Origin of the sequence: Acidovorax sp. SUPP950, assembly GCF_030158935.1 — a bacterium.
Classification (GTDB): domain Bacteria; phylum Pseudomonadota; class Gammaproteobacteria; order Burkholderiales; family Burkholderiaceae_C; genus Paracidovorax.
The window spans coordinates 598,394-623,198 of sequence record NZ_BQXE01000003.1 but is presented as its reverse complement, the minus strand read 5'-3'; the positions used below and the strand labels follow the sequence as shown (position 1 = coordinate 623,198).

Genomic DNA, 24,805 nt, shown 5'->3' with positions numbered 1-24,805 from the left:
GGTTCAGCATCAAACGGTGTCGTTATGTACGGTTTTCAGGCCCCGGGCCCTTGCTATGCCGCTGTCTTGCACTGACGTTCCAGAGATCCCCAGCGCCGCCGGCGACGGCCCGCTGGCGAGCCATTCCCGCTTCCACCAGCGGCTGCACCGGCGCTATGCCGACGCGTTCGCCGTGCTGCCGCCCGGCGCGCCCACGCGGGCCACCATGGCCGAGGCGCTGGCCGCCCTGCGGGCCCGCGGGCACGACACCGGCACGGCCCTGCGCATCCTGCGGCAGGTGGTGATGGAGCGGCTGGTGCGCCTCGATTGCGAACAGGGCGCGCCGCTGGCCGACATCACGCGGGCCACCACCGAGCTGGCCGAACTGGCCCTGGACCAGGCCTGCGTGCAGGCCCGCGAAGCACTCGACGCCCGCCACGGCGCCCCGCGCGGCCCCGAGGGCCAGCCGGTCGAGCTGTGGATCATCGGCATGGGCAAGCTGGGCGCGCGCGAGCTGAACGTGTCCAGCGACATCGACCTGATCTACGTGTACGAACACGACGGCGAGACCGCCGGCAACGCCGAGGGCCGCAACCGCATCTCCAACCACGAATACTTCGGCCATGCCGTCAAGGCCATCTACGGCCTGATCGGCGACACCACCGAGCACGGCTTCGTCTTCCGGGTGGACCTGGCGCTGCGGCCCAACGGCAACTCCGGCCCGGCGGCCGTGTCGCTGGCCGCGCTGGAGGAATACCTGCAGGTGCAGGGCCGCGAATGGGAGCGTTTCGCCTGGCTCAAGAGCCGCGTGGTCGCGCCGCGCAGCAGCGTCATCGGCGAGCCGGTGCAGGCCCTGCGCGGGGTGGTGCTGCCCTTCGTGTTCCGGCGCTACCTGGACTACAGCGTGTTCGACGCGCTGCGCTCGCTGCACCGGCAGATCCGCGACCACGCCGCCAAGCGCAGCGCCGGCCACCCCGAGCGCGCCAACGACGTGAAGCTCTCGCGCGGCGGCATCCGCGAGATCGAATTCACCGTGCAGCTGCTGCAGGTGGTGCGCGGCGGGCAGTTCCCCGAGCTGCGCTGCCGCCCCACGCTGGAGGCGCTGCAGCGCATCGCGCGCGCCGGCCTCATGCCGCAGGAGACGGCCGAGGCGCTGGCCGCGGCCTACACCTTCCTGCGCCAGGTGGAGCACCGCATCCAGTACCTGGACGACCAGCAGACCCACGTGCTGCCCACGCGCGACGACGACCTGGCCTGGATCGCCCAGACCCTGGGCCTGGGCACCTGCGCCTTCCTGCACCAGCTCGATGCGCACCGCGAACTGGTGGCGCAGGAGTTCGACACGCTGCTGGGCGGCGCCGGCAAGAAGCAGTGCACCAAAGGCGGCTGCGGCGGCCCGCGCGCCGGCGCGCCCGCCGCGCCCGAGCTGGAGGCGGTGCTGGAGCAACTGCCGCCCACCGTGCGTGCGCGCGTCGCCGAATGGCGCACGCACCCGCGCGTGCAGTCCCTGAGCGACGAGTCGCGCGAGCGGCTGCTGCGGCTGGTGCAGCGCACCGCGCGCTGGCTGGCCGAGGGCCAGGTCAACGAAGACGCCGTGGTGCGGCTGATCGGCTGGCTCGAATCGCTGCTGCGCCGCGACATCTACCTGGCGCTGCTGCTGGAGCGCCCCTCCGTCCACGAGCACCTGCTGCACCTGCTGGGCGCCGCGCAGTGGCCCGCCCGCTACATGCTGCAGCACCCCGGCGTGATCGACGAGCTGGCGGGCGACGCGCTGCTGGCCGAACGCTTCGTGCCGCAGGACTTCGAGCACGAACTGGGGCTGCGCATCGCCTCGCTGCAATCGACCGGCGAGGACGACGACGAGACCCTGCTGAACCTGCTGCGCCGCGCCCACCATGCCGAGACCTTCCGCACGCTGGCGCGCGACGTGGAACGCCGCATCACCGTGGAGCAGGTGGCCGACGACCTCTCGGCCCTGGCCGACAGCGTGCTGCGCGTGACCGCGCAGTGGTGCTGGAGCCGCCTGAAGAACCGCCACCGCGAGGTGCCGCAGTTCGCCATCATCGGCTACGGCAAGCTGGGCGGAAAGGAGCTGGGCTACGGCAGCGACCTGGACATCGTCTTCGTCTTCGACGACGACGACGACCGCGCACCCGAGGTGTATTCGGCCTTCGTGCGCAAGCTCATCAACTGGCTCACGGTGAAGACCGCCGAGGGCGACCTCTTCGAGATCGACACCGCGCTGCGGCCCAACGGCAATTCGGGCCTGCTGGTGACCAGCTTCACCGCGTACGCCAACTACCAGCAACGGCGCGGCAGCAACACCGCCTGGACCTGGGAGCACCAGGCCATGACGCGGGCGCGCTTCCTGCTGGGCACCGAAGACCTGGCCCCGGCCGGCCCGCTCTCGCCCCTGCCCGAAGGCAGCGAGGCGCCCGCGGGCAGCGGCCGCAACCTGCGCGAGCGCTTCGACGCGGTGCGCGAGGCCGTCATCACCGCCCCGCGCGACCCCGCCGCGCTGCGCGAGGAGATCGTCACCATGCGCGAGCGCGTGCGCGCCGCCCACCCGGTGCCGGCCGGGCAGTTCGACGTCAAGCACAGCGTGGGCGGCATGGTGGATGTCGAATTCGCCCTGCAGTACCTGGTGCTGTCGCAGTCCGCCACCCACCCCAGCCTGCGCGAGAACCGCGGCAACATCACCCTGCTGCAGCGCGCCGAGGCCGCCGGCTTCCTGCCCGACGGCGTGGGCACGGCCGCCGCCACGGCCTACCGCACGCTGCGCCAGGTGCAGCACCGCGCCCGCCTGAACGAGCAGCCCACGCGCGTGGACCCCGCCACGCTGCAGGCCGAGCGCGACGCGGTGCTGGCGCTGTGGCGGGCGGTGTTCACCGGCTGATCCCCCACCGGCATTCAGGGCCTTTTCGCCCCCACGCCCTAGTGGAACATGCCCTGATTGCTATATAAATAATAGCAATTGACCCCGGCGGCGCGGCAGGCACGCGCCGCCCGGCCGGCCCGCCCCCCCTCTGTCCCGCCGGCCTGCGCCCGGGCCAGCACCGCAGCAGCAAACTGCGCAATTTGCCGCTGGGCGGGCAGGCGGGCCCGGCACGCGGTGCGGCCGCCACGTGGCGCCGCCGCCCCGCGCATCGGCCCGGATTTCCGGGTTTTCCCTTGCCAATCAACCACTTGCCGGCACGCACGGATTCCGCATAAGCATGCGCCGATTCCTTTGCAGCGCTGGCGCGCCGCTGGGTCTTCAATCCATTCCATCCCCCCGCCGCGATGGTCGCGCCGGGCAAACCAGGAAGGTTCGATCCCATGACGCGCAAATTCAAGGTAGTGGCGGTTTCCGGCAATGTGCAGCGCCCCTCGCGCACGCTGGTGCTGGTGGAAGAGTTGATCGCCGCGCTCAGCGAGGCATTGCCCATCGAGGCGCACACCATCGAGCTGGGGCCGCTGGCCCCGCAGATCGGCGGCGCGCTCTACCGCAGCCAGTTGCCGGCCGCCGTCGAAGCGGAGCTGGCCGCCATCGAATCGGCCGACCTGCTGATCGTGGCCAGCCCGGTCTACCGCGGCTCGTACACGGGCCTGTTCAAGCACCTGTTCGACTTCGTGCACCACGAGGCGCTGATCGACGTGCCCGTGCTGCTGGCCGCCACCGGCGGCAGCGACCGCCATGCGCTGGTGATCGACCACCAGCTGCGCCCGCTGTTCAGCTTCTTCCAGGCGCGCACGCTGCCGCTGGGCGTGTATGCCTCGGAGCAGGACTTCCAGGGCTACGAGATCGCCAGCGCCGCCCTGCGCGAGCGCATCGTGCTGGCGGTGCAGCGCGCGGCGCCCCTGGTCGGCATCGCGCCGCAGGCCGCGCCCGCGCTGCGCCTGGCGCAGGCGGCCTGAGCCCCGCCGGCCACCCCATTCCCCCTTCCTCTGTCCAGGAGCATCGCCATGAGCCACGACACGACTTCCGCTTCTTCTTCCTCCGCCGCCGGCATCCGCTTCGCCTACTGGGTGCCCAACGTCAGCGGCGGGCTGGTGGTCAGCACCATCGCCCAGCGCACCGACTGGAGCCTGGAATACAACCAGCGCCTGGCGCAGGCGGCCGAGAAGGCGGGTTTCGACTACGCGTTGAGCCAGATCCGCTTCACCGCGGGCTATGGCGCCGAATACCAGCACGAGTCGGTGTCGTTCAGCCAGGCGCTGCTGCACGCCACCACCAAGCTCAAGGTGCTGGCCGCCATCCTGCCCGGGCCGTGGAGCCCGGCCGTGGTGGCCAAGCAGATCGCCACCATAGACCACATCTCGCAGGGGCGCATCGCCATCAACGTGGTGAGCGGCTGGTTCAAGGGCGAGTTCCAGGCGATTGGCGAGCCGTGGCTGGAGCATGACGAGCGCTACCGCCGCTCCGAGGAATTCATCCGCGCGCTCAAGGGCATCTGGACGCAGGACAACTTCACCTTCAAGGGCGACTTCTACCGCTTCAACAATTACACGCTGAGCCCCAAGCCCGTGCAAAAGCCCCACCCGGAGATCTTCCAGGGCGGCAGCTCGCGCGCCGCGCGCGACATGGCCTCGCGCGTGTCGGACTGGTACTTCACCAACGGCAACACGCCCGAGGGCGTGAAAAAGCAGATCGACGACATCCAGGCCAAGGCCGCCGAGACGGGCCACCGCGTGCGCATCGGCATCAACGCCTTCGTCATCGCCCGCGACACCGAGGAAGAGGCCCGCGCGGTGCTGAAGGACATCATCGACCACGCCCACGTGGAGGCCGTGCACGCCTTTGGCGACGCGGCCAGGCAGGCCGGCCAGGCCTCGCCCGAGGGCGAGGGCAACTGGGCCAAATCCACCTTCGAGGACCTGGTGCAATACAACGACGGCTTTCGCACCAACCTCATCGGCACGCCGCGCCAAGTCGCCGAGCGCATCGTGGCGCTCAAGGCCGTGGGCGTGGACCTGATCCTGGCCGGCTTCCTGCACTTCATCGAAGAGGTCGAATACTTCGGCGAGAAGGTGCTTCCGCTGGTGCGCGAGCTGGAAGCGCAGGGCCTGGGCGCACCCGCCGGTGCCGCCATCGGCGAGCCCGCCGAGGCCGTCGCCGCCTGACCGCACCGGCACAACGCCCCACCCGCCGCCGCCCACCCTCCACTGGCGCCCCGCCCTCCCGCCGCTCGCCTGCGCGACGCGGCGCCGGGCGCAGCCTGCCCGGAAAGCACTGCACCACCATGTCCAGCACCCTGTTCGACGGCACCCTGGCCCCGCCCGCCACGGCACCCGCTGCACCGCGCCGCAGCGCCGACCGCGCCGGCGCGGCCACGGGCGGCACCCTGCCACCGCCCGCGCTCGAACTGCAGGGCATCGACCTGTCGTTCGGCGGTGTGCACGCACTGCGCGGCATCGACCTGCGCGTGGCCCCGGGCGAGCTGCGCGCCATCATCGGGCCCAACGGCGCGGGCAAGAGTTCACTGGTCAACATCATCAGCGGGCTGTACCGGCCCGACGCCGGCCGCGTGCGCATCGGCGGCGATTCCTTGGCGCAGGTGCCCACGCCCCGGCTGGCGCACCTGGGCGTGGCGCGCACCTTCCAGAACCTGGCGCTGTTCAAGGGCCTCTCCGTGCGCGACAACATCGCCCTGGGCCGCGTGCATGCGGCGCGCGCCAGCTTTGCCGAGCAGGTGCTGGGCTGGGGCCGGGCGCGCCGCGAGTGGCGCGATGCGCGCGAGCAGGCGCGCGAAGCCATCGACTTCCTGGGGCTGGGCAGCGTGCAGGACCGGCTGGCCGGCGGCCTGCCCTACGGCCTGCAAAAGCGCGTGGAGCTGGCGCGCGCGCTGGTGGCGCGCCCGCGCCTCTTGCTGCTGGACGAACCCCTGGCCGGCACCACCGCGGGCGAGAAGAGCGAGATGGCCGCGCTGATCCGCGCCGCGCGCGACCGGCACGGCGCGGCAGTGGTGCTCATCGAGCACGACATCGGCATCGTGCTGGGCCTGTCGGACCGGGTGGCAGTGCTGGACTACGGCCGCAAGATCGCCGACGGCACGCCCGCCGAGGTGCGCGAGGACCCGGCCGTGATCGATGCCTACCTGGGCGTGGCGCACGACCAGGAAACCTCCCCACCCGAAACAGAGGCGCCGTGATGGAAGGCTTCGACTTCGCCTTCCTCGCCGAGGTGCTGATCGGCGGGCTGCTGTCCGGCGTGATGTATTCGCTGGTGGCCATCGGCTTCGTGCTGATCTACAAGACCTCGGGCGTGCTCAACTTCGCGCAGGGTGCGCAACTGCTGTTCGCGGCGCTCACCTTCGTGAGCCTGGTCGAGCGCGGCCTGCCGTTCGCACTGGCATTGGCGATCACCTTCGCGCTGATGGTGGCGCTGGGCCTGGCCATCGAACGCGTGGTGCTGCGCCCGCTGGTCAACCAGCCGCCCATCACGCTGTTCATGGCCACGCTGGGGCTGTCGTACGTGATCGAGGGCGTGGCCCAGCTGGTGTGGGGCACGCAGGTGCATTCGCTGGAGCTGGGTGTGGATGACGCGCCCATCGAGATCGCGGGCGTGCTCATCTCCACGTTCGACCTGTTCGCGGCCGGCGTGGCGGCAGTCATGGTGGCCGTGCTGTCGGCGTTCTTTCGCTACACCCGCGTGGGCCTGGCGTTTCGCGCGGTGGCCGACGACACCTTCGCCGCCCTGGCCGTGGGCCTGCGCCTGCCGGTGATCTGGGCCACCGTGTGGTCCGCCGCCGGCGTGATCGCGCTGGTGGCCGGGCTGCTGTGGGGCGCGCGATTGGGCGTGCAGTTCTCGCTGTCGCTGGTGGTGCTGAAAGCCTTGCCGGTGCTGGTGCTGGGCGGCTTCGACTCCATCCTGGGCGCCATCGTGGGCGGGCTCATCATCGGCGCGCTGGAAAAGCTGGCCGAGGTGTACCTGGGTGCCTACGTGGGCGGCGGCATCGAAAGCTGGTTCGCCTACGCCGCCGCGCTGCTGTTCCTGCTGGTGCGGCCCGGTGGCCTGTTCGGGCAGCGGCCGGTGGAAAGGGCCTGACGCCATGGCAACCCCCACGCTTCGACCCGGCACCCCTCGCACCCCCTGGCCCCTGTGGGCCACGCCCGCCATCGCGCTGGCATTGGCCTACGGCGTGGTGCCGCTGCTGGCCACCGACTACGTGTTCGATGCGCTGCTGATCCCCTTCCTCGCCCTGTCGCTGGCCGCCGTGGGGCTGAACCTGCTCACGGGCTACGCGGGCCAGCTCTCGCTGGGCTCGGCCGCCTTCATGGCCGTGGGCGCTTATGCGGCCTACAACTTCCAGTTGCGCGTCGAGGGCCTGCCGCTGCTGGCGGCCATGGCGCTCGGCGGCGTGGCCGCCACGGTGGTGGGCGTGGCGTTCGGCCTGCCCAGCCTGCGGCTCCGCGGCTTCTACCTGGCCGTATCGACGCTGGCGGCGCAGTTCTTCGTGCAGTGGGCGCTGACGAAGTTCGGCTGGTTCAGCAACCACAACCCCTCGGGCGTGATCGACGCACCGCCCATCGCCGTGGCGGGCGTGGCCTTCGACACGCCCACGGGTCGCTACCTGTTCGCGCTGACCGTGGTGGCGGTGCTCACCGCGCTGATCTGGCGCGTGACCCGCACGCCCACCGGCCACCACTTCATCGCCGTGCGCGACAACGAGCTGGCCGCCCGCGTGATCGGCGTGCCGGTGCTGCGCGCCAAGCTGCTGGCCTTTGCGCTGTCGTCCTTCGTGATCGGCGTGGCGGGCGTGCTGTGGGGCTTCGTCTACCTGCGCACGGTGGAGCCGGCGGGCTTCAACCTCGACCGCTCGTTCCAGATCCTTTTCATCATCATCATCGGCGGCCTGGCCACGCTGCGCGGCGCCTTCCTGGGCGCGGCGCTGATCGTCGTGTTCCCGCTGCTGCTCTCGCGCCTGGGCAGCCTGCTGCTGGGCCCGTGGTTCGACTCGGGCGTGCTGGAGCTGTGCCAGCGCATCGCCCTGGGCGCGCTCATCGTGGGCTTTCTCATCGCCGAGCCGCGCGGTCTGGCGGCGTTGTGGGAACGGGCCGTCGCCCGGCTGCAGCGCACGCGGCCGCCGCCCCCGCAGGGCGCCTGACCGGCTCCTTTCGCGCACCCCGCCATTCCCCTCTTCTTTTCTCTCCACAGGAGCGCATCGCATGTCCCTCGTCCGTCCTCTGAAAACCGCCTTGCTGGCCGCCGCGCTGGCGCTCACCGGGCTGCAGGCCGCGCAAGCCCAGGCCGCCAAACCCCAGGAACAGTTCTTTCCGCTGCAGAGCTACCGCGTCGGCCCCTACGCGGCCGGCGGCACGGGATTTTTCGGCGGCTTCATCGACTACTTGAACCTCGTCAACACGCGCGACGGCGGCGTGGGCGGCGTCAAGCTGACCTGGGAAGAAGGCGAGACGCAGTACGAGGTGGAGCGCGGCGTGGAGGTGTATGAGCGCCTCAAGACCCGCCCCGGCATCGCCGCGTGGAACCCGCTGTCGGTGGGCATCGCCTATGCGCTGATCGACCGGGTGACGGCCGACAAGGTGCCACTGCTCACCATCAACCACGGCCGCACCGACACCACCGACGGGCGCGTGTTCAAGTACATCTTCCCGCTGCTGGTCAACCCGTACAGCGAGACCTCGGGCATCGTGAACTATCTGGGCACCAAGGCCGGCGGCACGGAGAAGCTCAAGGGCAAGAAGATCGTGGTGCTGTACCACGGCTCGCCCTACGGCAAGGAGACCATTCCGATCTATGAATTGCTGGCCAAGCAGTACGGCTTCACGGTGCAGCAGATCGAGGTGCCGCACCCCGGCAACGAACAGCAATCGCAGTGGCTGACCATTCGCCGCGCCAAGCCCGACTTCGTGGTGCTGCGCGGCTGGGGCGTGATGAACCCGGTGGCGCTCAAGACCGCGCAGAAGACCGGCTTCCCGGCCGACCGCATCGTCGGCAACATCTGGTCCAACTCCGAGGAAGACGTGATTCCCGCGGGCGACGCCGCCAAGGGCTATGTCGCCATCACCTCGGTGGCGCCCGGCACGCAATACCCCGTGCTGCAGGACATCGTGAAGACGGTGTACGACGCCGGCAAGGGCAACCTGCAGGACAAGAAGCGCATCGGCAGCGTGTACCACAACCTGGGCGTGCTCAACGGCATTCTGAACGTCGAGGCCATCCGCATCGCGCAGGCGAGGTTCGGCAAGCGCACCCTCACCGGCGACGAAGTGCGCTGGGGCCTGGAGAACCTGAAGATCGACGAAGCCCGCGCCGCCGCCCTGGGCGCCAAGGGCCTGTTCCATTCCATCCACGTGACCTGGGACAACCACGAAGGCGACGGCCGCGTGGCCTTCCAGCAGTGGGACGGCACGCAGTGGAAGGTCGTCTCCGACTGGATCGCGCCGGACTGGAAGCTGCTGCGCCCGATCATCGAAAAGTCGTCCCTGGCCTATGCCAAGGAAAAGAACGTGAAGGTGCGCCAGAGCATCGACGACTGACCCACCCCCTTCTTCACCCCACCCGGAGCGACGCCATGACCGACCTCTATCGCACCCCTTCCATCCTCGGCCCCGACTACGAAGCCATCGCCGACAAGTACCGCCCCATCTTCGCGCGCATCCAGGCCACGGCGCTGCAGCGCGAACAGCAGCGCCAGCTGGGCCACGACGCCATCCAGTGGCTCAAGGACGCCCGCTTCGGCGCCCTGCGCGTGCCCGTGGAGCATGGCGGCGACGGCGCCACGCTGCCGCAGCTCTTTCAGCTACTGGTGGAGCTGGCCGAGGCCGACTCCAACATCGTGCAGGCGCTGCGCGGGCACTTCGCCTTCGTCGAAGACCGCCTCAACGCCCCGCGCGACGCGGCCAACATCGTGTGGTTGCGGCGCTTTGCCGAAGGCGACCTGGCCGGCAACGCCTGGACCGAAGTGGGCAACGTGGCCATCGGCGACGTGATCACGCGCGTGACGCCAAAGGAGGACGGGCGCTGGGTGGTCAACGGCCGCAAGTTCTACAGCACCGGCAGCATCTTCGCGGACTGGATCGACCTGTACGCCCGCCGCGACGGCCCGGGCGACGGCGAGGGCCTGGACGTGATCGCCGCCGTGCGCGCGCGCCAGCCGGGGGTGACGCACCACGACGACTGGGACGGCTTCGGCCAGCGCACCACCGGCAGCGGCACCTCGGTGTACGAGAACGCCGAGGTGGATGCAGAAAACATCTTTCTGTTTGCCGACCGCTTCAAGTACCAGACGGCCTTCTACCAGCTGTTCCACCTGGCCACGCTGGCCGGCATCGCCCGCGCCATCACGCGCGACGCGGCCGCCCAGGTGCGCGGGCGAAAGCGCATCTTCAGCACCGGCAACGCGCCCAGCGTGGCGCAGGACGTGCAGGTGCAGCAGGTGGTGGGCGAGGTCTCGGCCATCGCCTATGCGGCCGAAGCCACCTCCGTGCGCGCCGCGTTTGCTGCCCAGCGCGCCTACGACGCGCACTGGCACGGCACGCCCGAGCAGGAAAAGCAGGCCAACATCGAGGCCGAGCTGGAATCCGCGCAGGGCCAAGTGGCGCTCACCGACCTGGTGCTGCGCGCGGCCAGCCAGTTCTTCAACGGGCTGGGCGCATCGGCCGCCAGCAGCGCGCAGTCGCTGGACCGGCACTGGCGCAACGCGCGCACCGTGGCATCGCACAACCCCGTGATCTACAAAGCGCGCATCGTGGGCGACTGGCACATCAACGGCACCGAGCCGCCCTACGTGTGGCAGATCGGCGCCGGCCCCGGCCGGCCCGCGGCGGTGGCGCCCGCACCGGCCGCCGATGCCGGCGCGGCCAATGCAGCGCAGGCGCGGCCCCTGGCCCGCGCGGCCTGAGTGGGCGAGTGAACGCCATGGCAAGCCCGCCCCCCGCGCTGCTCACCGTCGATGCGGTGCAGGCCGTCTACCAGGGCGCCATCGCCGCGCTGCACGGCGTGGGCTTCGAGGTGCGCGCCGGCGAGATCCACGCGCTGCTGGGCGCCAACGGCGCCGGAAAGTCCACCACGCTCAAGGCCGTGTCGCACCTGCTGCCGGCCGAGCGCGGGCAGGTCACCGCCGGATGCATCACCTACGACGGGCGGGACGTGGCACACGCCAGCCCGGCCACCCTGGTGCGCGCCGGGCTGGTGCCGGTGCTGGAAGGCCGGCACTGCTTTCCCAGCCTGTCGGTGGAGGACAACCTGGTCACCGGCGCGCTGGGCCGCAGCGCCCGGCGCAGCGAGATCGCGCACGACCTGGAGCGGGTGTACGCGCTTTTTCCGCGCCTGCGCGAAAAGCGCCGCACGCCCGCGGGCCTGGCATCGGGCGGCGAGCAGCAGATGACCGCCATCGGCCGCGCGCTGATGTCACGCCCGCGCCTGCTGGTGCTGGACGAGCCCTCGATGGGCCTGGCACCGCGTGTGGTGCAGGAGATCTTCGCGCAGTTGAAGCGGCTCAATCGCGAGGAAGGTTTGACGCTGCTGGTGGCGGAGCAGAACTCTGCAGTGGCGCTGCAGTATGCGGACCGGGCTACGGTGCTGGACGCGGGGCGGGCGGTGCTGTCGGGGCCGGCCGATGCGCTGCGGGAACGGGATGACATTCGGCATTTCTACTTTGGACAGGGCGCGCAGGCGATCACAGCGTGAACCGTGAATCAGTCAGATCTCAGCTGCACAGATGGATCAACGGCTGACCCAAGCGAGGGGGTAGCCGATACCGACCTAGGGCTGCATTGGAGGTACGCGGCCGGCCTTGCTTCGGGAGCTCTATGACCGGCGCCTGATGCCAGTGAAGACACCGTGCCCACGCCTTCTACCGGTATGTAGTTGGCCTTGTTTCGTCCCTATCTAATTTTGTATACAAGTGCTTACTTTGTGATGGGGACACAAGTTTTTCGACTTTGCCCGTACATGATTAAGAAGGGCTGTCCCCCCCTCCATCGACAAGCCCCACTGGACTGGCCGCAAGGGCCTTTTTGGCCTCGTTGACGATCGATGTACCCGGAAACGTACCGCGAGCAGTGCTTCCGTCACAGACGGACACCGGTGAACTTTTTGAATTGCTACGGGAAAGCCTTCTCCGACGCGGCGGAGATCAGAGATGAGGGGCCACGTCCCCTATCAATCAGCCGTTTCACCGGAGTCCTTGATGATCTTGCTCCAGCGGCTCATTTCGCTCTCGACATACTTTTTGTGGTCTGCGGGCTCCATCCGAGCATCCGTCACGATGCGCAAACCTAGGGCCTCTTGGCGCTGAATGAATTCGGGGTCCTTGAGGGCTGCGCGGATGGCAGCATTCAACTTGGCGAGCACAGCGGGCGGCGTGCCCTTGGGTGCATATACCCCATGCCATACCGACATATCGAAGCCGGTCAGGCCCGCTTCTGCCAGTGTGGGTACTTGGGCAAGCGCGGGCAACGCCATGCGCTGCTTGCTGGTCACGCCAAAGACCTTGACCTTCTTCGCTTCGATCTGGGGTACGGCGTTGGTAGCCTGCTCGCACATCAGGTCCACCTGTCCACCAATCAGGTCAGTCATGGCGGGCGCCGTCCCCTTGTAGGGAACGAAGGCCATTTTCGATTGTAGGGTGGCCTGCAGCACCAGTCCGCACAGGTGGGACGCCGAGCCCACGCCGGCATTTGCGAGGTTGACCTTGCCGTTGTTGGAATTAATCCATTTGCGAAGGTCGGCAAAGTTGTCGGCCGCCAAGCTTGGCTTGCCGATCAGGGTGGAAGGTGCTTCGTTGATGAGTCCAAGGTACTCGAAATCTTCCAGCGTCTTGTAGGGCAGCTTCTTGTAGAGCGCTGGTGCCGTGGAGATGCCAATGTGGTGCACCAGCAGGGTGTAGCCATCCGGGGACGCACGTGCGACGCGCGCCGCACCGATCGTGCCTCCCGCGCCGGCAGTGTTGTCGACGATCACTGTCTGGGCCAAAGGCTTGCGCAGGGCTTCTGCCAGATCACGAGCAATTTTGTCGCTGGGACCGCCAGCGGAGAAGGGGACAACCAAGGTGATTGGCTTATCCGGAAATTCCGCCCATGCGGTAGTGCTGCTGCTGACCGCAATCAGTCCGATGGCTGCGGCTGCAGCCCCTTGCTTCAAAATCCCCATGGCTTGTCTCCTTCAGGTTCTGTTTATGAGGGGGTGATCAAGCAGACAGCGCCTGCATCTGGGCATACAGGTCGGCTTTGCCTTCGAAGCCGATGCCCGGCAGATCGGGCAGCGTCACGTGGCCGTCGACTACCTTCACGCCGTCGGGGAAGCCGCCGAACGGCTGGAACAGATCCGGATAGGACTCGTTACCGCCCAGGCCCAGGCCGGCCGCGATGTTCAGCGACATCTGGTGCCCGCCGTGCGGGATGCAACGGCTCGCGGACCAGCCGTGTTCCTTGAGCATGTCCAGGGTGCGCAGGTACTCCACCAGGCCGTAACTCAGAGCGCAATCGAACTGCAGCCAGTCGCGGTCGGGGCGCATGCCGCCATAACGAATCAGGTTGCGCGCGTCCTGCATGGAGAACAAGTCCTCGCCCGTGGCCATGGGGTTCTTGTAATAGTTGCGCAAGGCGGCCTGGAGCTCGAAATCAAGCGGGTCACCGGGCTCTTCGTACCAGAACAAGTCGTACTGCGAAAGCGCCTTGGCGTACTGGATGGCCGTGTCCAAGTCGAACCGGCCATTGGCGTCTACGCACAACTTCTGCCCGTCCTGCAGCACTTCCATGATGGAGTCGATGCGGCGCAGATCTTCGTCCAGCGAGGCGCCGCCGATCTTCTTCTTGACCACGGTGTAGCCGCGGTCGATGTAACTCTTCATCTCGTCCTTGAGCTTGCCGTGGTCCTGGCCGGGGTAGTAGTAGCCGCCTGCGGCGTACACAAAGATCTTGCGGTTGGGCCTGCCATTGCCGTAGCGGTCGGCCAGCAGTTGGAACAGCGGCTTGCCTTCAATCTTGCCCACCGCGTCCCATACAGCCATGTCGATGGTGCCGATAGCGACGGAACGTTCACCGTGCCCCCCTGGCTTTTCGTTGGTGAACATAGCGTTCCAGATCTTGTGCGGATCCAGGTTCTTGCCGTTGTCATCAATCAGGGAATCAGGGTTGGCTTCGAGCACACGCGGGATGAAGCGCTCGCGCATCAGCTTGCCTTGACCATAGCGACCGTTGGAGTTGAAGCCGTAGCCCACCACCGGCTTGCCATCACGGATCACGTCGGTTACTACCGCCACCAGGCTCAGCGTCATCTTGCTGAAGTCGATGTAGGCGTTGCGGATAGGCGAACTGATGGGGATGGTCTTCTCTCTGATCTCAACGATTTTCATGCGGTGCTCCGAGTGTGGAAACTTATGTCGGGATCTGTATGATCCGCAGCCGCTCAGCGTTTGACCAATGCCGTTTTTCTTCTTTTCAATGCTTCCAAGGCACCAGCTATGCACATCTCCTGGCTCGAAGATTTTCTGGTGTTGGCGGCGGTCGGAAACTTCTCGCGCGCAGCTGAAGACCGCCACATGACGCAGCCTGCATTCGGTCGCCGTGTGCGGGCATTGGAGGAGTGGCTGGGGACCGAACTGTTCGACAGAAGCACGCAGCCAGTCAGGCTCACGGAGGCAGGCCAGTGGTTTCAGGGCGTTGCGCCCGAGTTGCTCGCCGAGGTGGCGCGCCTGCCCGGCGCGGCCCGAGCGGTGGCCGAGGCGAATTCAAAGAGCCTGCGCTTTGCTGCAACCCATGCCTTGTCGCTGACCTTCATGCCAGGGTGGCTGCGCAGCTTTGGCGCGCATACCATGGCAGGCACCCTGCAGCTGGAATCCGACATGCTGTACCGGTGCGAAGCGCTTCTCGCACAGAGAAAAGTTCAGTTTGTGCTATGCCATGCACATGAACAGGTGCCGACGCAATTGCAAATGCAAGGCTATCCGTCCATTTGCGTGGGTACTGACGTTTTGCGCCCTATGTGCGCGGCCGGCCTGGATGGGCTTGCGACGCATTCACTGCACCGCCGCGCAAGTCCCGCTTTCTTGCTTAACTACAGCTCCGAATCCGGGTTGGGAACGATTCTGGGTAAGACTATTGAAGGCCCCCTCGCCAAGATACCCACACAAACGGTCTTCACGGCGCATCTGGCTTCCGTTCTGCGCACGATGGCACTTGAAGGGCGTGGTGTCGCATGGCTGCCGCAGAGCCTCATCACGGCTGACCTCAGCGAAGGGAAACTTGTGCCCGCTGGCTCAGAAGAATGGGACGTGAAGCTTGAGATCCGGGTGTACAGATCTCATTCTCCGTTGGGAAATGCTGCCGAATCTCTGTGGGAAGCCGTAGGCCACTCTGTCCAGGACTCACCTGACCAAAAGACTTGAAGGCCCAGCCCGTAGACTTGGCCTCTCTGTGGCCCACGCTGTTGCATCGGCCGCGCGCACGCATTGGTATGCGTCGCGACGACAAACATTCAACGTAAAGCCAGTGCTGTGGCTCCATCCCTGCGGGACATAGCAGCCCAGGCCGCTGTTGCAGGAACTGCTTTCCAACGCGCGACAGTTATCGTGGTGCGATAAGCACCCTTTTCGGGGTCTCAGTCTGGAGCCTTCCAAGCGGCAAGCATTCCCAGGGCATTGTCGTAATTTCCAGTCGCTTGGGCAGTGCGGAAGAATTTGGCGCGTTCCACGATGATTTCCTTAGCCGTGGGATCCCCGTGCAAGAGGGCAAGTGTCTCATCAAGGAAGTCTTCCAAGGGCATGGCGTTGTCGTCACTTTCTTGACCGAACAACGTGGTGCGCACGCCAGGGGGTGCCAATTCAACCACGCGCACGGAGGTCTCGGCGAGTTGAATGCGCAAGGCCTCGGTGAATGCATGAACGGCCGCCTTGGTGGCGCTATAGGTCATGGCGATGGGAAAAGGAACAAACGCCAATGAGGAACTGACATTGATAAGGACGCTATCGTTTTTCCGAGCGAGTTGCGGCAAGAACGCGTAGGTCATACGAATGGTGCCCAAGAGGTTGATCGCCACAGATTCTTCCGCACTCTTCAGCGATGTGGGCTCCAAAACATTTTCGCTCAACATGATGCCGGCGTTGTTGATCACGACATTCAAGTCGGGGTAGCGCGCGGCTGCCAGCTCGCTCGCTTGTACGATGGACTTTGCGTCGGCCACATCAAGTTCGATTGACTCGATACCCGGATGATCGGTCGTGATCCGCTCAAGCAACGCTTTGCGACGGCCAGCGACAATGACCTTGTTGCCCGCTTTATGAAAACGTAGTGCTAAGCCCAGTCCAATGCCGGACGTGGAGCCGGTAATGAGAATCGTGTTGCCAGTTGTCTTCATGATTGCCCTAAATGGATAAGAGTAAAATTTAAACGGACAATGATCCGTTTACACAAAGATTAATGGACAACCGTCCGTTTGTCAATTTATTGAAGAAGGAGAAGGTGTGGATAGCCCCAAGCGTGCCGACGCAGTGCAGAACCGTGAACGTATCCTGAGTGTTGCGCTGGATGAGTTGATCCGTGATGCAGGTGTTCCGCTGAGTGCCATTGCCAAGAAGGCTGGCATTGGACAGGGAACTTTCTATCGTCACTTCCCGACGCGCGAGGCACTGGTCATGGAGGTATATCGCTTCGAAATGCTGCAAGTCGCAGAGTTTGCTGAGCACTTGCTTGAGACTCGCGCTCCCGACCAAGCGTTACGAGAGTGGATGAATCGCCTTGCCGAGTACTCCATGACCAAGGCTGGCTTGGCCAACGCGATCCGCGAGGTGTCGTTCATGCGGGACTGTCAGGCGAAGACGGGCTATGCCCCAGTGGTTGCTGCGGCCCAATTGCTGCTCGATGCAAATCAGAAAGCTGGAAACATTCACGCCGGCGTCACCACGGACGACTTCTTCCTGGCCACTGCTGGTATTTGGCAGATCGATTTCACTGGCAAGTGGCAACCGCGACTTGCCTGGCTCATAGACTTCGTTATGGCTGGGTTACGCGAGGGTGTGCCGGTGAGGCGCGCAACTCTGTAGACGCTGGGCGGATGGGACAGGCCGGTGGCCGCAACCTTGCGTCTCACCATACCCATTATGGGCGATCACTCAGCTACAAAAGCTATTTTCCCGCCCTGGCCGATGCTACGGATTTCGACACGTCAACGACCAGAGGCGCAGAATTTTGGCGGCAACAGCCCTGCTGCACGCCCTGCCTACTGCGGTGAACGACGATGGGACGCGTAGCAATAAGGTGCTGATAGCGAGATTTCCCGCGATGGGCGCACTCCCGCGTCCGAGCGATCTTTGAACACCACCGTGTACGGGCGACCTCAAAACAAATGCCATAGTGAAAGGAACAGCTGTATGAACATAGGAATTATTGGATCCGGCAACATTGGTAGCACGCTAGCCCGGAACTTGCGAGCACTGGGTCACGAAGTACTGATTGCCAATTCGCGAGGGCCTTCGACGCTGTCTGCATTTGCTGCTGAGACCGGTGTAGTGGCAGCGACACCCGAACAGGCGGCCAAGGAAAAAGACTTGGTCATCCTAGCCATTCCGCAGCTAGCAGTCACCGACCTGCCGATTAGTGTGCTCCAGGCGAACTCGGCAGTAGTCGTCGATGCCGGGAACTACTATCCCGCGCGCGACGGCACTGTGACGAAGATTGAGGCAGGAGCTACCGATAGCGAATGGATTGCTTCAGTGCTCGGCAGACCAGTCATCAAAGCCTTCAACAACATCCTCGCCGCAAGTCTCGCGAGGCTAGGGACCGCTGATGAAACTAGAGCCCGCATTGCTCTTTCCGTTGCAGGCGATGATCCTACGGCCAAGCAACTTGTGCAAAGCGTGATTCGAGAGATGGGGTTCGACGCTATCGATGGTGGAACCCTTTCTGATTCGTGGAGACAACAGCCTGGAACCCCAGGCTACTGCAAAGATATGAGCGCTCCACAGCTCAAGGCGGCTTTGGCCAGCGCTGACAGAGCCGAGATCCTGCGCTACAGAATGGAAGCCAACGAGGCTGCTGCTCCATACCTCACACCGTTTAAAGGTTGAGCCGAGCCGGTCGAGGCTCCAGGAAAAACTCTTCTCCGCAGTCTGACTTCAGCTAGGGCCTGTTAACACAACCGCAAGCCATCAGCGATGAGAGCAAAGCTGATGAAGGCGGTGAACATGATGTCGAGCTTCTCGAAGCGGGAGAAGATCCGTCGATAACCCTTGAGCCGACGGAACAGGCGCTCGACTTCGTTGCGGCGTTTGTACATGGCGCGGTCGTATTCCCACGGTACGAGGCGAGTGCGCAGTGGCGGCACGACCGGGATAAAGCCCAGGTCGAGCGCAAGCTGGCGAGTCTCGTTGCCTTCGTAGGCGCGGTCCATGAGCAGATGCAGTGGCCGATTCGGCGCACCCAAGCGCCTGAGCAACTCCCGACCTTCGGGTGCATCGTGTGCCTAGCCCGGCGATAACGAGAACGTTACGGCCGTGCGCGCGTCTGCGGCGAGAAGGTGAATCTTGGTATTCCATCCGCCGCGGGACTTGCCGATAGCTTGCGGACCGTTTTTTTTTCGAGCGCCCGTCCCATCGGAGTGCACCTTGACGCTGGTGCTGTCCAGCGACACTGCTTCAATCTTGATCCGCACCACCTGCGCGAGCTGTAGCTGAGCGAAGGCTTTGTCCAAGACGCCAGACTTGGCCAGCGACTCATGCGCGTGTAGATGGTGTGCCAGTTGCCAAATCGCTTGGGCAGCCCTCGCCACTTGCACCCGTGCTCGGCGACGTACAAGATGGCATTGAGTACCTGCAAGTTCGACAAGCTGACATTGCCTCGCTGAGTCGGAAAGCAGTCCTTGATCTGCTCAAACTGGGCTCGTGTGATCTCCATGCCGTCACTATCACTCAAACACTCGCTACGCGCAATTAGTGTTAACAGGCCCTAACCCAAGTAGGCCACGGAGGGTCGCAGACAAATACCGTCCTTCAGCCAATAGGCATGCATGTGCATGGACAGACCGCCAGATCCAGAAGTGGCGCTGGAGCATCCAGCATCTAACTGGCCCGCCGCTATGAACATGGCCCAAAGCCCATCAGCTGCCGCTCGTCCGACGCGCGCGGCAACTGCGAGCTCCCCCAACGAATCCCGCATATCGATGCGCCGATTCCTTCGCACCACGCAGCCGCCTCTCGGCCTCCAATCGGGGCATGACTGCAAGACCGGCACTGCAACAACAATCACCCGAGATTCCCACCGACGTGGCGCGGATCGCCACCGATGCGCAAGCCATCGCCGCCGCCCACCGGCTGGCGGCTGAATTCGAGCCCGGCGCCTCCGAGCGCGACCGCGATCGCCGCCTGCCATGGGACGAGCTCACACGCTGGTCCGCCAGCGGCCTGGGCGGCATTACCGTGCCGCGCGCCTACGGCGGCCCGCAGGTGTCCTACACCACGCTGGCCGAGGTGTTCGTGATCCTGAACGCGGCCGATCCGTCCATCGGGCAGATTCCGCAGAACCATTTCGGCGTGCTGGGTGTGCTGCGCGAGATCGGCACCGAGGCGCAGAAGCAGCGCTTCTACGGCGAGGTGCTGGCCGGCCGGCGGCTGGGCAATGCCGGGCCCGAGCGCAAGGTGGACGGCGCGGCCACCATCCTGCAAAGCGGCACGCGCCTGCGCGCCACGCCCGAAGGCCTGCGCCTGACGGGCAAGCGCTTTTATTCCACGGGCGCGCTCTTCGCGCACCGCATTCCCGTGCGGGCCCTCGACGACGCGGGCCGCGCCGTGCAGGCCTGGGTGCCGCGCGATGCGCCGGGCGTGGCCGTGGTGGACGATTGGGACGCCTTCGGCCAGCGCACCACCGCCAGCGGCACCGTGGTGTTCGACGACGTGCCGGTCGCTGCCGACGATGTGCTGCCCCTGTGGCAGCTGGCCGACCGGCCGGGCCTCTATGGCCCCTCGTCGCAGCTGCTGCAGGCGGCCATCGACCAGGGCATTGCCGAAGCGGCCGTGGCCGATGCGCAGCGCTTCGTGCGTGAGCGCGCCCGGCCCTGGGTGGATTCGGGCGTGCAGCATGCGCACGACGACCCCTACGTGATCGCCGACGTGGGGCGCCTGCAGATCGACCTGCATGCCGCACGCGAGGTGCTGCGCGAGACCGGCGCGTTGTTCGACGCCCTGGCCGCGCAGGCCACCCTCAGCGCGGAGGACAGCGCCCGCGCCTCGGTGGCCGTGGCCGAGGCCAAGGTGCTGACCACGCGCATCGCGCTGGAGGCGAGCGAAAAGCTGTTCGAACTGGCCGGCTCGGCCGCCACGCGCGCCGCGCCCAACCTGGGCCGCCACTGGCGCAACGCCCGCGTGCACACGCTGCACGACCCCGTGCGCTGGAAGCTGCACCTGATCGGCAACCACCGCCTGAATGGCGCCCTGCCCGCGCGGCATTCCTGGAACTGAGAGCGAACCCATGGCCTTGTTGCAATCCATTGAACCGCTCGCAGCCGCGTCAACGCCGGCCGACCCCGCCCCGGCCTCGCCCGCGGCCAGCCCGCCGCATCGCATCGCCACCGACACCGAGGCCCTTGCCGCCGCGCAGCGCTATGCCGCGCGCATCGCCCCCGGCGCGGCCCAGCGCGACCGCGAGCGCCTGCTGCCCTGGGACGCGCTGGACGATTTCGTCGCCACCGGCCTGTGGGCGATCACCGTGCCGCGCGAGTACGGTGGCCCGGGCGTATCGGCCGGCACGCTGGCCGAGGTCACGGCGCTGGTCAGTGCGGCCGATGGCTCCATCGGCCAGATTCCGCAGAACCATTTCTACGCGCTGGAGGTGCTGCGCGTGGGCGGCACCGACGCGCAAAAGCGCTTCTTCTACGGCCGCGTGCTGGCGGGCGATCGCTTCGGCAATGCGCTGGCGGAGATCGGCCAGCAGGACTTTCAGCGCCGCACCCGCCTGGTGCCGGATGGCGAGGGCTTTCGGGTGCAGGGGCGCAAGTTCTATTGCACCGGGGCGCTCTATGCGCACTGGATTCCCACGCTGGTCGTGGCCAGGGAAGACGGGCGCGACGTGACCTACCTCGCCTTCGTTCCACGCACCGCCGAGGGCGTGCACGTCACCGACGACTGGGACGGCTTCGGCCAGCGCGTGACGGGCAGCGGCTCGGTGCAGTTCGACGACGTGCGGGTCGAGGCCGAATGGGTCGTGCCGTTTCTGGCCTCTTTCGAGCGGCCCACCACCATCGGCCCGTTGGCGCAGATTCTTCACGCGGCCATCGACCTGGGGCTGGCCCGGGGGGCCCTCGCGGCCACGCTGCCCTTCGTGCGCGAGCATGCACGGCCGTGGATCGATGCGCGCGTGGAGCGCGCCGCCGACGACCCGCTGCTCATCCAGCAGGTGGGCGAGACCGCCGTGCGGCTGCGCGCGGCCGAGGCCCTGGTGCGCCGCGCCGGCCGCTTCGTGGATGCGGCCCAGGCCGACGCCACCGAGCAGCGCGTGGCCGAGGCCTCCATCGCCGTGGCCGAGGCGCGTGCGCTCACCACCACGGCGTCGCTGGATGCCGGCACGCGCCTTTTCGAGCTGGGCGGCACCTCGGCCACCACGGGCCAGAAGGGCCTGGACCGCTTCTGGCGCAACGCGCGCACCCACACGCTGCACGACCCGGTGCGCTGGAAGTACCACGCCATCGGCAACTTCCATCTCAACGGCCGCATTCCGCCGCGCCACGGCGCGATCTGATTTTTTCCTTTTCAAAGACCCAGCGACGACCATGAAGCCACGCCGTTTTCTGCACGCTCTTTTCACGTTCTCCACGTTCATCGGCGCGGCCCTGTTCGCCGGCAGCGCCTTGGCCGCACCGCTCAAGATCGGCGTGGTGCCGGGCATCTTTGCCGACTCGGTCGAGGTGGCGGCCAAGGAGGCCAAGGCCCAGGGACTGGACATTCAGGTGGTGGAGTTCACCGACTGGACGACCCCCAACGTGGCGCTGGAGTCGGGCGACATCGACCTGAACTACTACCAGAACAGCAACTACCTGGCGAACGCCGTGCGCAGCAAGGGCTTCAACTTCGTCAGCGTGCAGCCCGGCATCCTGTCGTACCTGGGGCTGTATTCCACCAAGCATAGATCGTTGGCCGACGTGCCCAACGGCGCCAAGGTCGCCATCGCCAGCGACCCCGTCAACATCGGCCGTGCCCTGCGCCTGCTGCAGCACGCGGGGCTGATCACGCTGCGCCCGGACACCGGGCTGCTGGGCACGCAGGCCGACATCCGCTCCAACCCCAAGAACCTGCAGTTCATCGAGATCGAAGGCCCGCAACTGGTGCGCGCCACGCAGGACGTGGACCTGGCGCAGGGCTTTCCTTATTTCATCATTCCGTCGAAGGCGTTCGATGCGACCCGGGGGCTGGCCTACACCAGCTATGAGGACGACTCCTGGGCCATCCAGTTCGTGGCGCGCAAGGACAAGGCGGCGGACCCGCGCATCGCACAGTTCCTGACCATCTACCAAAACTCCGACGCGGTGCGCAAGGCGATCCACGCCTTCTACCTGAACGATTCCAAGCTCTACCGCCTGACCTGGCTGACGCGCTGAGCCCGGCACAAGGACCGACCGTGACACAAGCGAAGCGCCACATCCTGCTCAACGCGTTCAACATGAACTGCGTGGGCCACATCAACCACGGCCTGTGGACGCATCCGCGCGACCGCAGCACCGACTACCGCACGCTGGCCTACTGGACCGATCTGGCCCGCACGCTGGAGCGGGGCCTGTTCGACGGCCTGTTCCTGGCCGACATCGTGGGCACCTACGACGTGTACCAGGGCAACGTGGACGTGCCGCTGCGCGAATCCATCCAGCTGCCGGTGAACGACCCACTGCTGCTGGTGCCGGCCATGGCCGCCGCCACGCAGCACCTGGGCTTCGGCGTGACGGTGAACCTGTCGTACGAGGCGCCCTACCTGCTGGCGCGGCGCTTTTCCACGCTGGACCACCTGACCCAAGGCCGCATCGGCTGGAACGTGGTGACCGGCTACCTCGACAGTGCCGCGCGGGCCATGGGCCAGCCGCAGCAGTTGCCGCACGACGAGCGCTACGAGCGCGCCGACGAGTACCTGGAGGTGCTCTACAAGCTCTGGGAAGGCAGCTGGGAAGACGGCGCGGTGCGCCGCGACAAGGCCGCACGCGTGTTCGCCGACCCGGCGCGTGTGCACCCAGTGCAGCACCACGGCCGCTATTTCGATGTGGAGGGCTACCACCTGAGCGAGCCTTCGCCGCAGCGCACGCCGGTGCTGTTCCAGGCCGGCAGCTCGGGCCGGGGCCAGCAGTTCGCGGCGCGCCATGCCGAGTGCGTGTTCATCTCGCCCCCCAACAAAGAGGCCGCGCGCAAGACCGTGCAGGCCCTGCGCGAGCAACTGGTGCGGGCCGGCCGCCGGCCCGATGACGTGAAGGTCTTCGTGGGCGCGGCGGTGGTGGTGGGCCACACCGAGGCCGAGGCGCGCGAGAAGCACGCGGACTATCTGCGCTACGCCAGCCGCGAGGCGGGCCTGGCGCATTTCGCGGCCAGCACCGGCATCGACTTCGCGCAGTACGACCTGGACGCGCCGGTGGACTACTCGCCCGGCAACGCCATCGAATCGGCCAGCCGAACGGCCCAGCAGCACGGCTGGACGCGCCGCAAGCTGCTCGAACTCTTCTCGCTGGGCGGCCGCTACCCGGCCATCGTGGGCGATGCGCAGCAGGTGGCGGACGAACTGCAGTCGTGGGTGGCCGAGACCGGCGTGGACGGCTTCAACCTGAGCCGCACCGTGGTGCCCGAAAGCTACGAGGACTTCATCGACCTCGTGGTGCCCGAGTTGCAGGGCCGGGGCGTCTACAAGACCGCCTACGCCGAAGGCACGCTGCGCAGCCGCCTCTTCGGCGAAGGCGACCGGCTGCCGGCCCGGCATGCGGCGGATGCGTTCCGGCGCCAGGCCCCCAGCGCCGCCACCCACCGGCCGCCCCAACCCCATCCCGCCCTGGAAGCACAGCCATGAAACGCCTGGTCCAACGCCTTTTTTCCTGGCTCGCGGCCTTCGCTGCCGCGACGGCAACCGCGCAAACACCCGCGCCACCGCTGCGCATCGGCGTCACGCCCGGTTCGCTGGCCGATTCCGTGCAGGTCGCCGCGCAGGAGGCGCGCCAGCAGGGGCTGGACGTGAAGGTCATCGAGTTCACCGACTGGACCGCGCCCAACACCGCGCTGGCCGCGGGCGACATCGACCTCAATTACTTCCAGCACCAGGCCTTTCTGGACAACGCCATCCGCGAGCGCGGCTATGCCTTCGTCAGCGTGGCCACGGGGCTGCTGCCCAACATCGGCCTTTATTCGCTCAAGGTGCAGCGCTTCGCCGACCTGAAGGACGGTGCCCGCGTGGGCGTGGCCAACGACCCGGTGAACCAGGGCCGCGGCCTGCTGCTGCTGGAAAAGGCCGGCCTCATCCAGCTCAAACCCGGCGTGGGCGCGCGCGGCAGCGTGAACGACATCGTGGCCAACCCGAAGAAGCTGCGCTTTGCCGAGATCGAAGGCCCGCAACTGGTGCGCGCCCTCGACGATCTGGACCTGGCGCAGGGCTACCCGGCGCACTACGTCAATGCCGGCAAGCCCCAGGTGGCAGGCAGCGCGTTGCTGTATTCGGGCATCGACGATCTGGCCTACGCCATCCGCTTCGTCGCGCGCCAGGACAACGCGCAGGACCCGCGCATCCAGCGCTTCGTGAAGGTCTATCAAGACTCGCCCGCCGTGCGCGCGCAGATCGGCAAATCCTTCGCCGGCAACGACCGCCTTTACAGCCTGCCGTGGCTCGCCAAGGCCGCGCATTGACGCATTCCTGGACTCGCCCCCCGACGCCTTCC

The 24,805-nt window shown here is 66.7% G+C and carries 20 protein-coding genes and 1 pseudogene; 17 read left to right on the top strand and 4 right to left on the bottom strand.

Going from position 1 to position 24,805, the window contains the following annotated elements:
- The first annotated feature begins 55 nt into the window (after positions 1–55).
- The 9 genes from glnE (at position 56) to AVME950_RS16595 (ending at position 11,611) form a co-directional block, all read left to right on the top strand.
- Positions 56–2,875 (top strand): bifunctional [glutamate--ammonia ligase]-adenylyl-L-tyrosine phosphorylase/[glutamate--ammonia-ligase] adenylyltransferase, encoded by a 2,820-nt coding sequence (glnE, locus tag AVME950_RS16635; protein WP_284430661.1) that lies wholly within the window; start codon positions 56–58, stop codon positions 2,873–2,875.
- Positions 2,876–3,297: 422 nt separating this feature from the next.
- Positions 3,298–3,876 (top strand): FMN reductase, encoded by a 579-nt coding sequence (gene msuE / locus AVME950_RS16630; RefSeq protein WP_284430660.1) that lies wholly within the window; start codon positions 3,298–3,300, stop codon positions 3,874–3,876.
- A gap of 48 nt (positions 3,877–3,924) precedes the next feature.
- Positions 3,925–5,082, top strand: a complete 1,158-nt coding sequence (sfnG, locus tag AVME950_RS16625) for a dimethylsulfone monooxygenase SfnG (RefSeq protein WP_284430659.1) — start codon at positions 3,925–3,927, stop codon at positions 5,080–5,082.
- 119 nt (positions 5,083–5,201) lie between these two features.
- Entirely contained in the window at positions 5,202–6,110 is a 909-nt protein-coding gene (locus AVME950_RS16620; protein WP_284430658.1) for an ABC transporter ATP-binding protein, read from the top strand.
- A complete protein-coding gene (locus tag AVME950_RS16615; RefSeq protein WP_284430657.1) occupies positions 6,110–7,006 on the top strand; it encodes a branched-chain amino acid ABC transporter permease in 897 nt (298 codons plus the stop codon). The genes AVME950_RS16620 and AVME950_RS16615 overlap by 1 nt, the downstream gene beginning before the upstream one ends.
- A gap of 4 nt (positions 7,007–7,010) precedes the next feature.
- Complete coding sequence (locus AVME950_RS16610) at positions 7,011–8,066, top strand: branched-chain amino acid ABC transporter permease (protein ID WP_284430656.1); 1,056 nt, start codon at positions 7,011–7,013, stop codon at positions 8,064–8,066.
- 61 nt (positions 8,067–8,127) lie between these two features.
- Positions 8,128–9,459, top strand: coding sequence for an ABC transporter substrate-binding protein (locus AVME950_RS16605; protein ID WP_284430655.1), 1,332 nt, complete (start codon positions 8,128–8,130; stop codon positions 9,457–9,459).
- Positions 9,456–10,823: an acyl-CoA dehydrogenase family protein gene (locus tag AVME950_RS16600; RefSeq protein ID WP_502869421.1), complete on the top strand. Its 1,368-nt coding sequence runs from the start codon at positions 9,456–9,458 to the stop codon at positions 10,821–10,823. The genes AVME950_RS16605 and AVME950_RS16600 overlap by 4 nt, the downstream gene beginning before the upstream one ends.
- A 17-nt stretch (positions 10,824–10,840) precedes the next feature.
- A complete protein-coding gene (locus AVME950_RS16595) occupies positions 10,841–11,611 on the top strand; it encodes an ABC transporter ATP-binding protein (protein ID WP_284430653.1) in 771 nt (256 codons plus the stop codon).
- 474 nt (positions 11,612–12,085) lie between these two features.
- On the opposite strand, the gene AVME950_RS16590 is transcribed toward AVME950_RS16595, so the two are convergent.
- On the bottom strand, positions 12,086–13,075 hold the full coding sequence (locus AVME950_RS16590) for a tripartite tricarboxylate transporter substrate-binding protein (protein WP_284430652.1): 990 nt from the start codon (positions 13,073–13,075) through the stop codon (positions 12,086–12,088).
- 37 nt (positions 13,076–13,112) lie between these two features.
- A complete protein-coding gene (locus AVME950_RS16585; protein WP_284430651.1) occupies positions 13,113–14,279 on the bottom strand; it encodes a mandelate racemase/muconate lactonizing enzyme family protein in 1,167 nt (388 codons plus the stop codon).
- A 108-nt stretch (positions 14,280–14,387) separates the two neighbouring features.
- Here AVME950_RS16585 and AVME950_RS16580 point away from each other — a divergent pair, with 108 nt between their 5' ends.
- Positions 14,388–15,311: a LysR family transcriptional regulator gene (locus tag AVME950_RS16580; RefSeq protein WP_284430721.1), complete on the top strand. Its 924-nt coding sequence runs from the start codon at positions 14,388–14,390 to the stop codon at positions 15,309–15,311.
- Positions 15,312–15,523: 212 nt separating this feature from the next.
- Here AVME950_RS16580 and AVME950_RS16575 read toward each other — a convergent pair whose 3' ends face one another.
- Positions 15,524–16,279: an SDR family oxidoreductase gene (locus AVME950_RS16575; RefSeq protein WP_284430650.1), complete on the bottom strand. Its 756-nt coding sequence runs from the start codon at positions 16,277–16,279 to the stop codon at positions 15,524–15,526.
- Positions 16,280–16,385: 106 nt separating this feature from the next.
- On the opposite strand from AVME950_RS16575, the gene AVME950_RS16570 reads away from it, so the two are divergent.
- Positions 16,386–16,964 carry a TetR/AcrR family transcriptional regulator gene (locus tag AVME950_RS16570; protein ID WP_284430649.1) on the top strand — a complete coding sequence of 193 codons (579 nt, stop codon included), beginning with the start codon at positions 16,386–16,388 and terminating at the stop codon, positions 16,962–16,964.
- 267 nt (positions 16,965–17,231) lie between these two features.
- A complete protein-coding gene (locus tag AVME950_RS16565; RefSeq protein ID WP_284430648.1) occupies positions 17,232–17,987 on the top strand; it encodes an NADPH-dependent F420 reductase in 756 nt (251 codons plus the stop codon).
- Between the two features lie 62 nt (positions 17,988–18,049).
- Here the strand turns inward: AVME950_RS16565 and AVME950_RS16560 are convergent.
- A pseudogene (locus tag AVME950_RS16560) lies at positions 18,050–18,813 on the bottom strand (IS5 family transposase).
- Between the two features lie 317 nt (positions 18,814–19,130).
- Between AVME950_RS16560 and AVME950_RS16555 the strand changes: the two are divergent.
- Genes AVME950_RS16555 through AVME950_RS16535 form a run of 5 tightly spaced genes read left to right on the top strand, consistent with a single transcriptional unit; the run spans position 19,131 to position 24,773 of the window.
- Entirely contained in the window at positions 19,131–20,372 is a 1,242-nt protein-coding gene (locus tag AVME950_RS16555) for an SfnB family sulfur acquisition oxidoreductase (RefSeq protein ID WP_284430647.1), read from the top strand.
- A 10-nt stretch (positions 20,373–20,382) separates the two neighbouring features.
- On the top strand, positions 20,383–21,648 hold the full coding sequence (locus AVME950_RS16550) for an SfnB family sulfur acquisition oxidoreductase (protein WP_284430646.1): 1,266 nt from the start codon (positions 20,383–20,385) through the stop codon (positions 21,646–21,648).
- 31 nt (positions 21,649–21,679) lie between these two features.
- Positions 21,680–22,504, top strand: coding sequence for a MetQ/NlpA family ABC transporter substrate-binding protein (locus AVME950_RS16545; RefSeq protein ID WP_284430645.1), 825 nt, complete (start codon positions 21,680–21,682; stop codon positions 22,502–22,504).
- A 20-nt stretch (positions 22,505–22,524) separates the two neighbouring features.
- On the top strand, positions 22,525–23,946 hold the full coding sequence (locus AVME950_RS16540) for an LLM class flavin-dependent oxidoreductase (RefSeq protein WP_284430644.1): 1,422 nt from the start codon (positions 22,525–22,527) through the stop codon (positions 23,944–23,946).
- Positions 23,943–24,773: a MetQ/NlpA family ABC transporter substrate-binding protein gene (locus AVME950_RS16535; protein ID WP_284430643.1), complete on the top strand. Its 831-nt coding sequence runs from the start codon at positions 23,943–23,945 to the stop codon at positions 24,771–24,773. The genes AVME950_RS16540 and AVME950_RS16535 overlap by 4 nt, the downstream gene beginning before the upstream one ends.
- Positions 24,774–24,805 lie beyond the last annotated feature (32 nt).

Bases quoted from the DNA above. Each gene is read 5' to 3' on its own strand.
- glnE (WP_284430661.1), top strand. From the start codon at position 56: ATGCCGCTGTCTTGCACTGACGTTCCAGAGATCCCCAGCGCCGCCGGC.
- msuE (WP_284430660.1), top strand. From the start codon at position 3,298: ATGACGCGCAAATTCAAGGTAGTGGCGGTTTCCGGCAATGTGCAGCGC.
- sfnG (WP_284430659.1), top strand. From the start codon at position 3,925: ATGAGCCACGACACGACTTCCGCTTCTTCTTCCTCCGCCGCCGGCATC.
- AVME950_RS16620 (WP_284430658.1), top strand. From the start codon at position 5,202: ATGTCCAGCACCCTGTTCGACGGCACCCTGGCCCCGCCCGCCACGGCA.
- AVME950_RS16615 (WP_284430657.1), top strand. From the start codon at position 6,110: ATGGAAGGCTTCGACTTCGCCTTCCTCGCCGAGGTGCTGATCGGCGGG.
- AVME950_RS16610 (WP_284430656.1), top strand. From the start codon at position 7,011: ATGGCAACCCCCACGCTTCGACCCGGCACCCCTCGCACCCCCTGGCCC.
- AVME950_RS16605 (WP_284430655.1), top strand. From the start codon at position 8,128: ATGTCCCTCGTCCGTCCTCTGAAAACCGCCTTGCTGGCCGCCGCGCTG.
- AVME950_RS16595 (WP_284430653.1), top strand. From the start codon at position 10,841: ATGGCAAGCCCGCCCCCCGCGCTGCTCACCGTCGATGCGGTGCAGGCC.
- AVME950_RS16590 (WP_284430652.1), bottom strand. From the start codon at position 13,075: ATGGGGATTTTGAAGCAAGGGGCTGCAGCCGCAGCCATCGGACTGATT.
- AVME950_RS16585 (WP_284430651.1), bottom strand. From the start codon at position 14,279: ATGAAAATCGTTGAGATCAGAGAGAAGACCATCCCCATCAGTTCGCCT.
- AVME950_RS16580 (WP_284430721.1), top strand. From the start codon at position 14,388: ATGCACATCTCCTGGCTCGAAGATTTTCTGGTGTTGGCGGCGGTCGGA.
- AVME950_RS16575 (WP_284430650.1), bottom strand. From the start codon at position 16,279: ATGAAGACAACTGGCAACACGATTCTCATTACCGGCTCCACGTCCGGC.
- AVME950_RS16555 (WP_284430647.1), top strand. From the start codon at position 19,131: ATGACTGCAAGACCGGCACTGCAACAACAATCACCCGAGATTCCCACC.
- AVME950_RS16550 (WP_284430646.1), top strand. From the start codon at position 20,383: ATGGCCTTGTTGCAATCCATTGAACCGCTCGCAGCCGCGTCAACGCCG.
- AVME950_RS16545 (WP_284430645.1), top strand. From the start codon at position 21,680: ATGAAGCCACGCCGTTTTCTGCACGCTCTTTTCACGTTCTCCACGTTC.
- AVME950_RS16535 (WP_284430643.1), top strand. From the start codon at position 23,943: ATGAAACGCCTGGTCCAACGCCTTTTTTCCTGGCTCGCGGCCTTCGCT.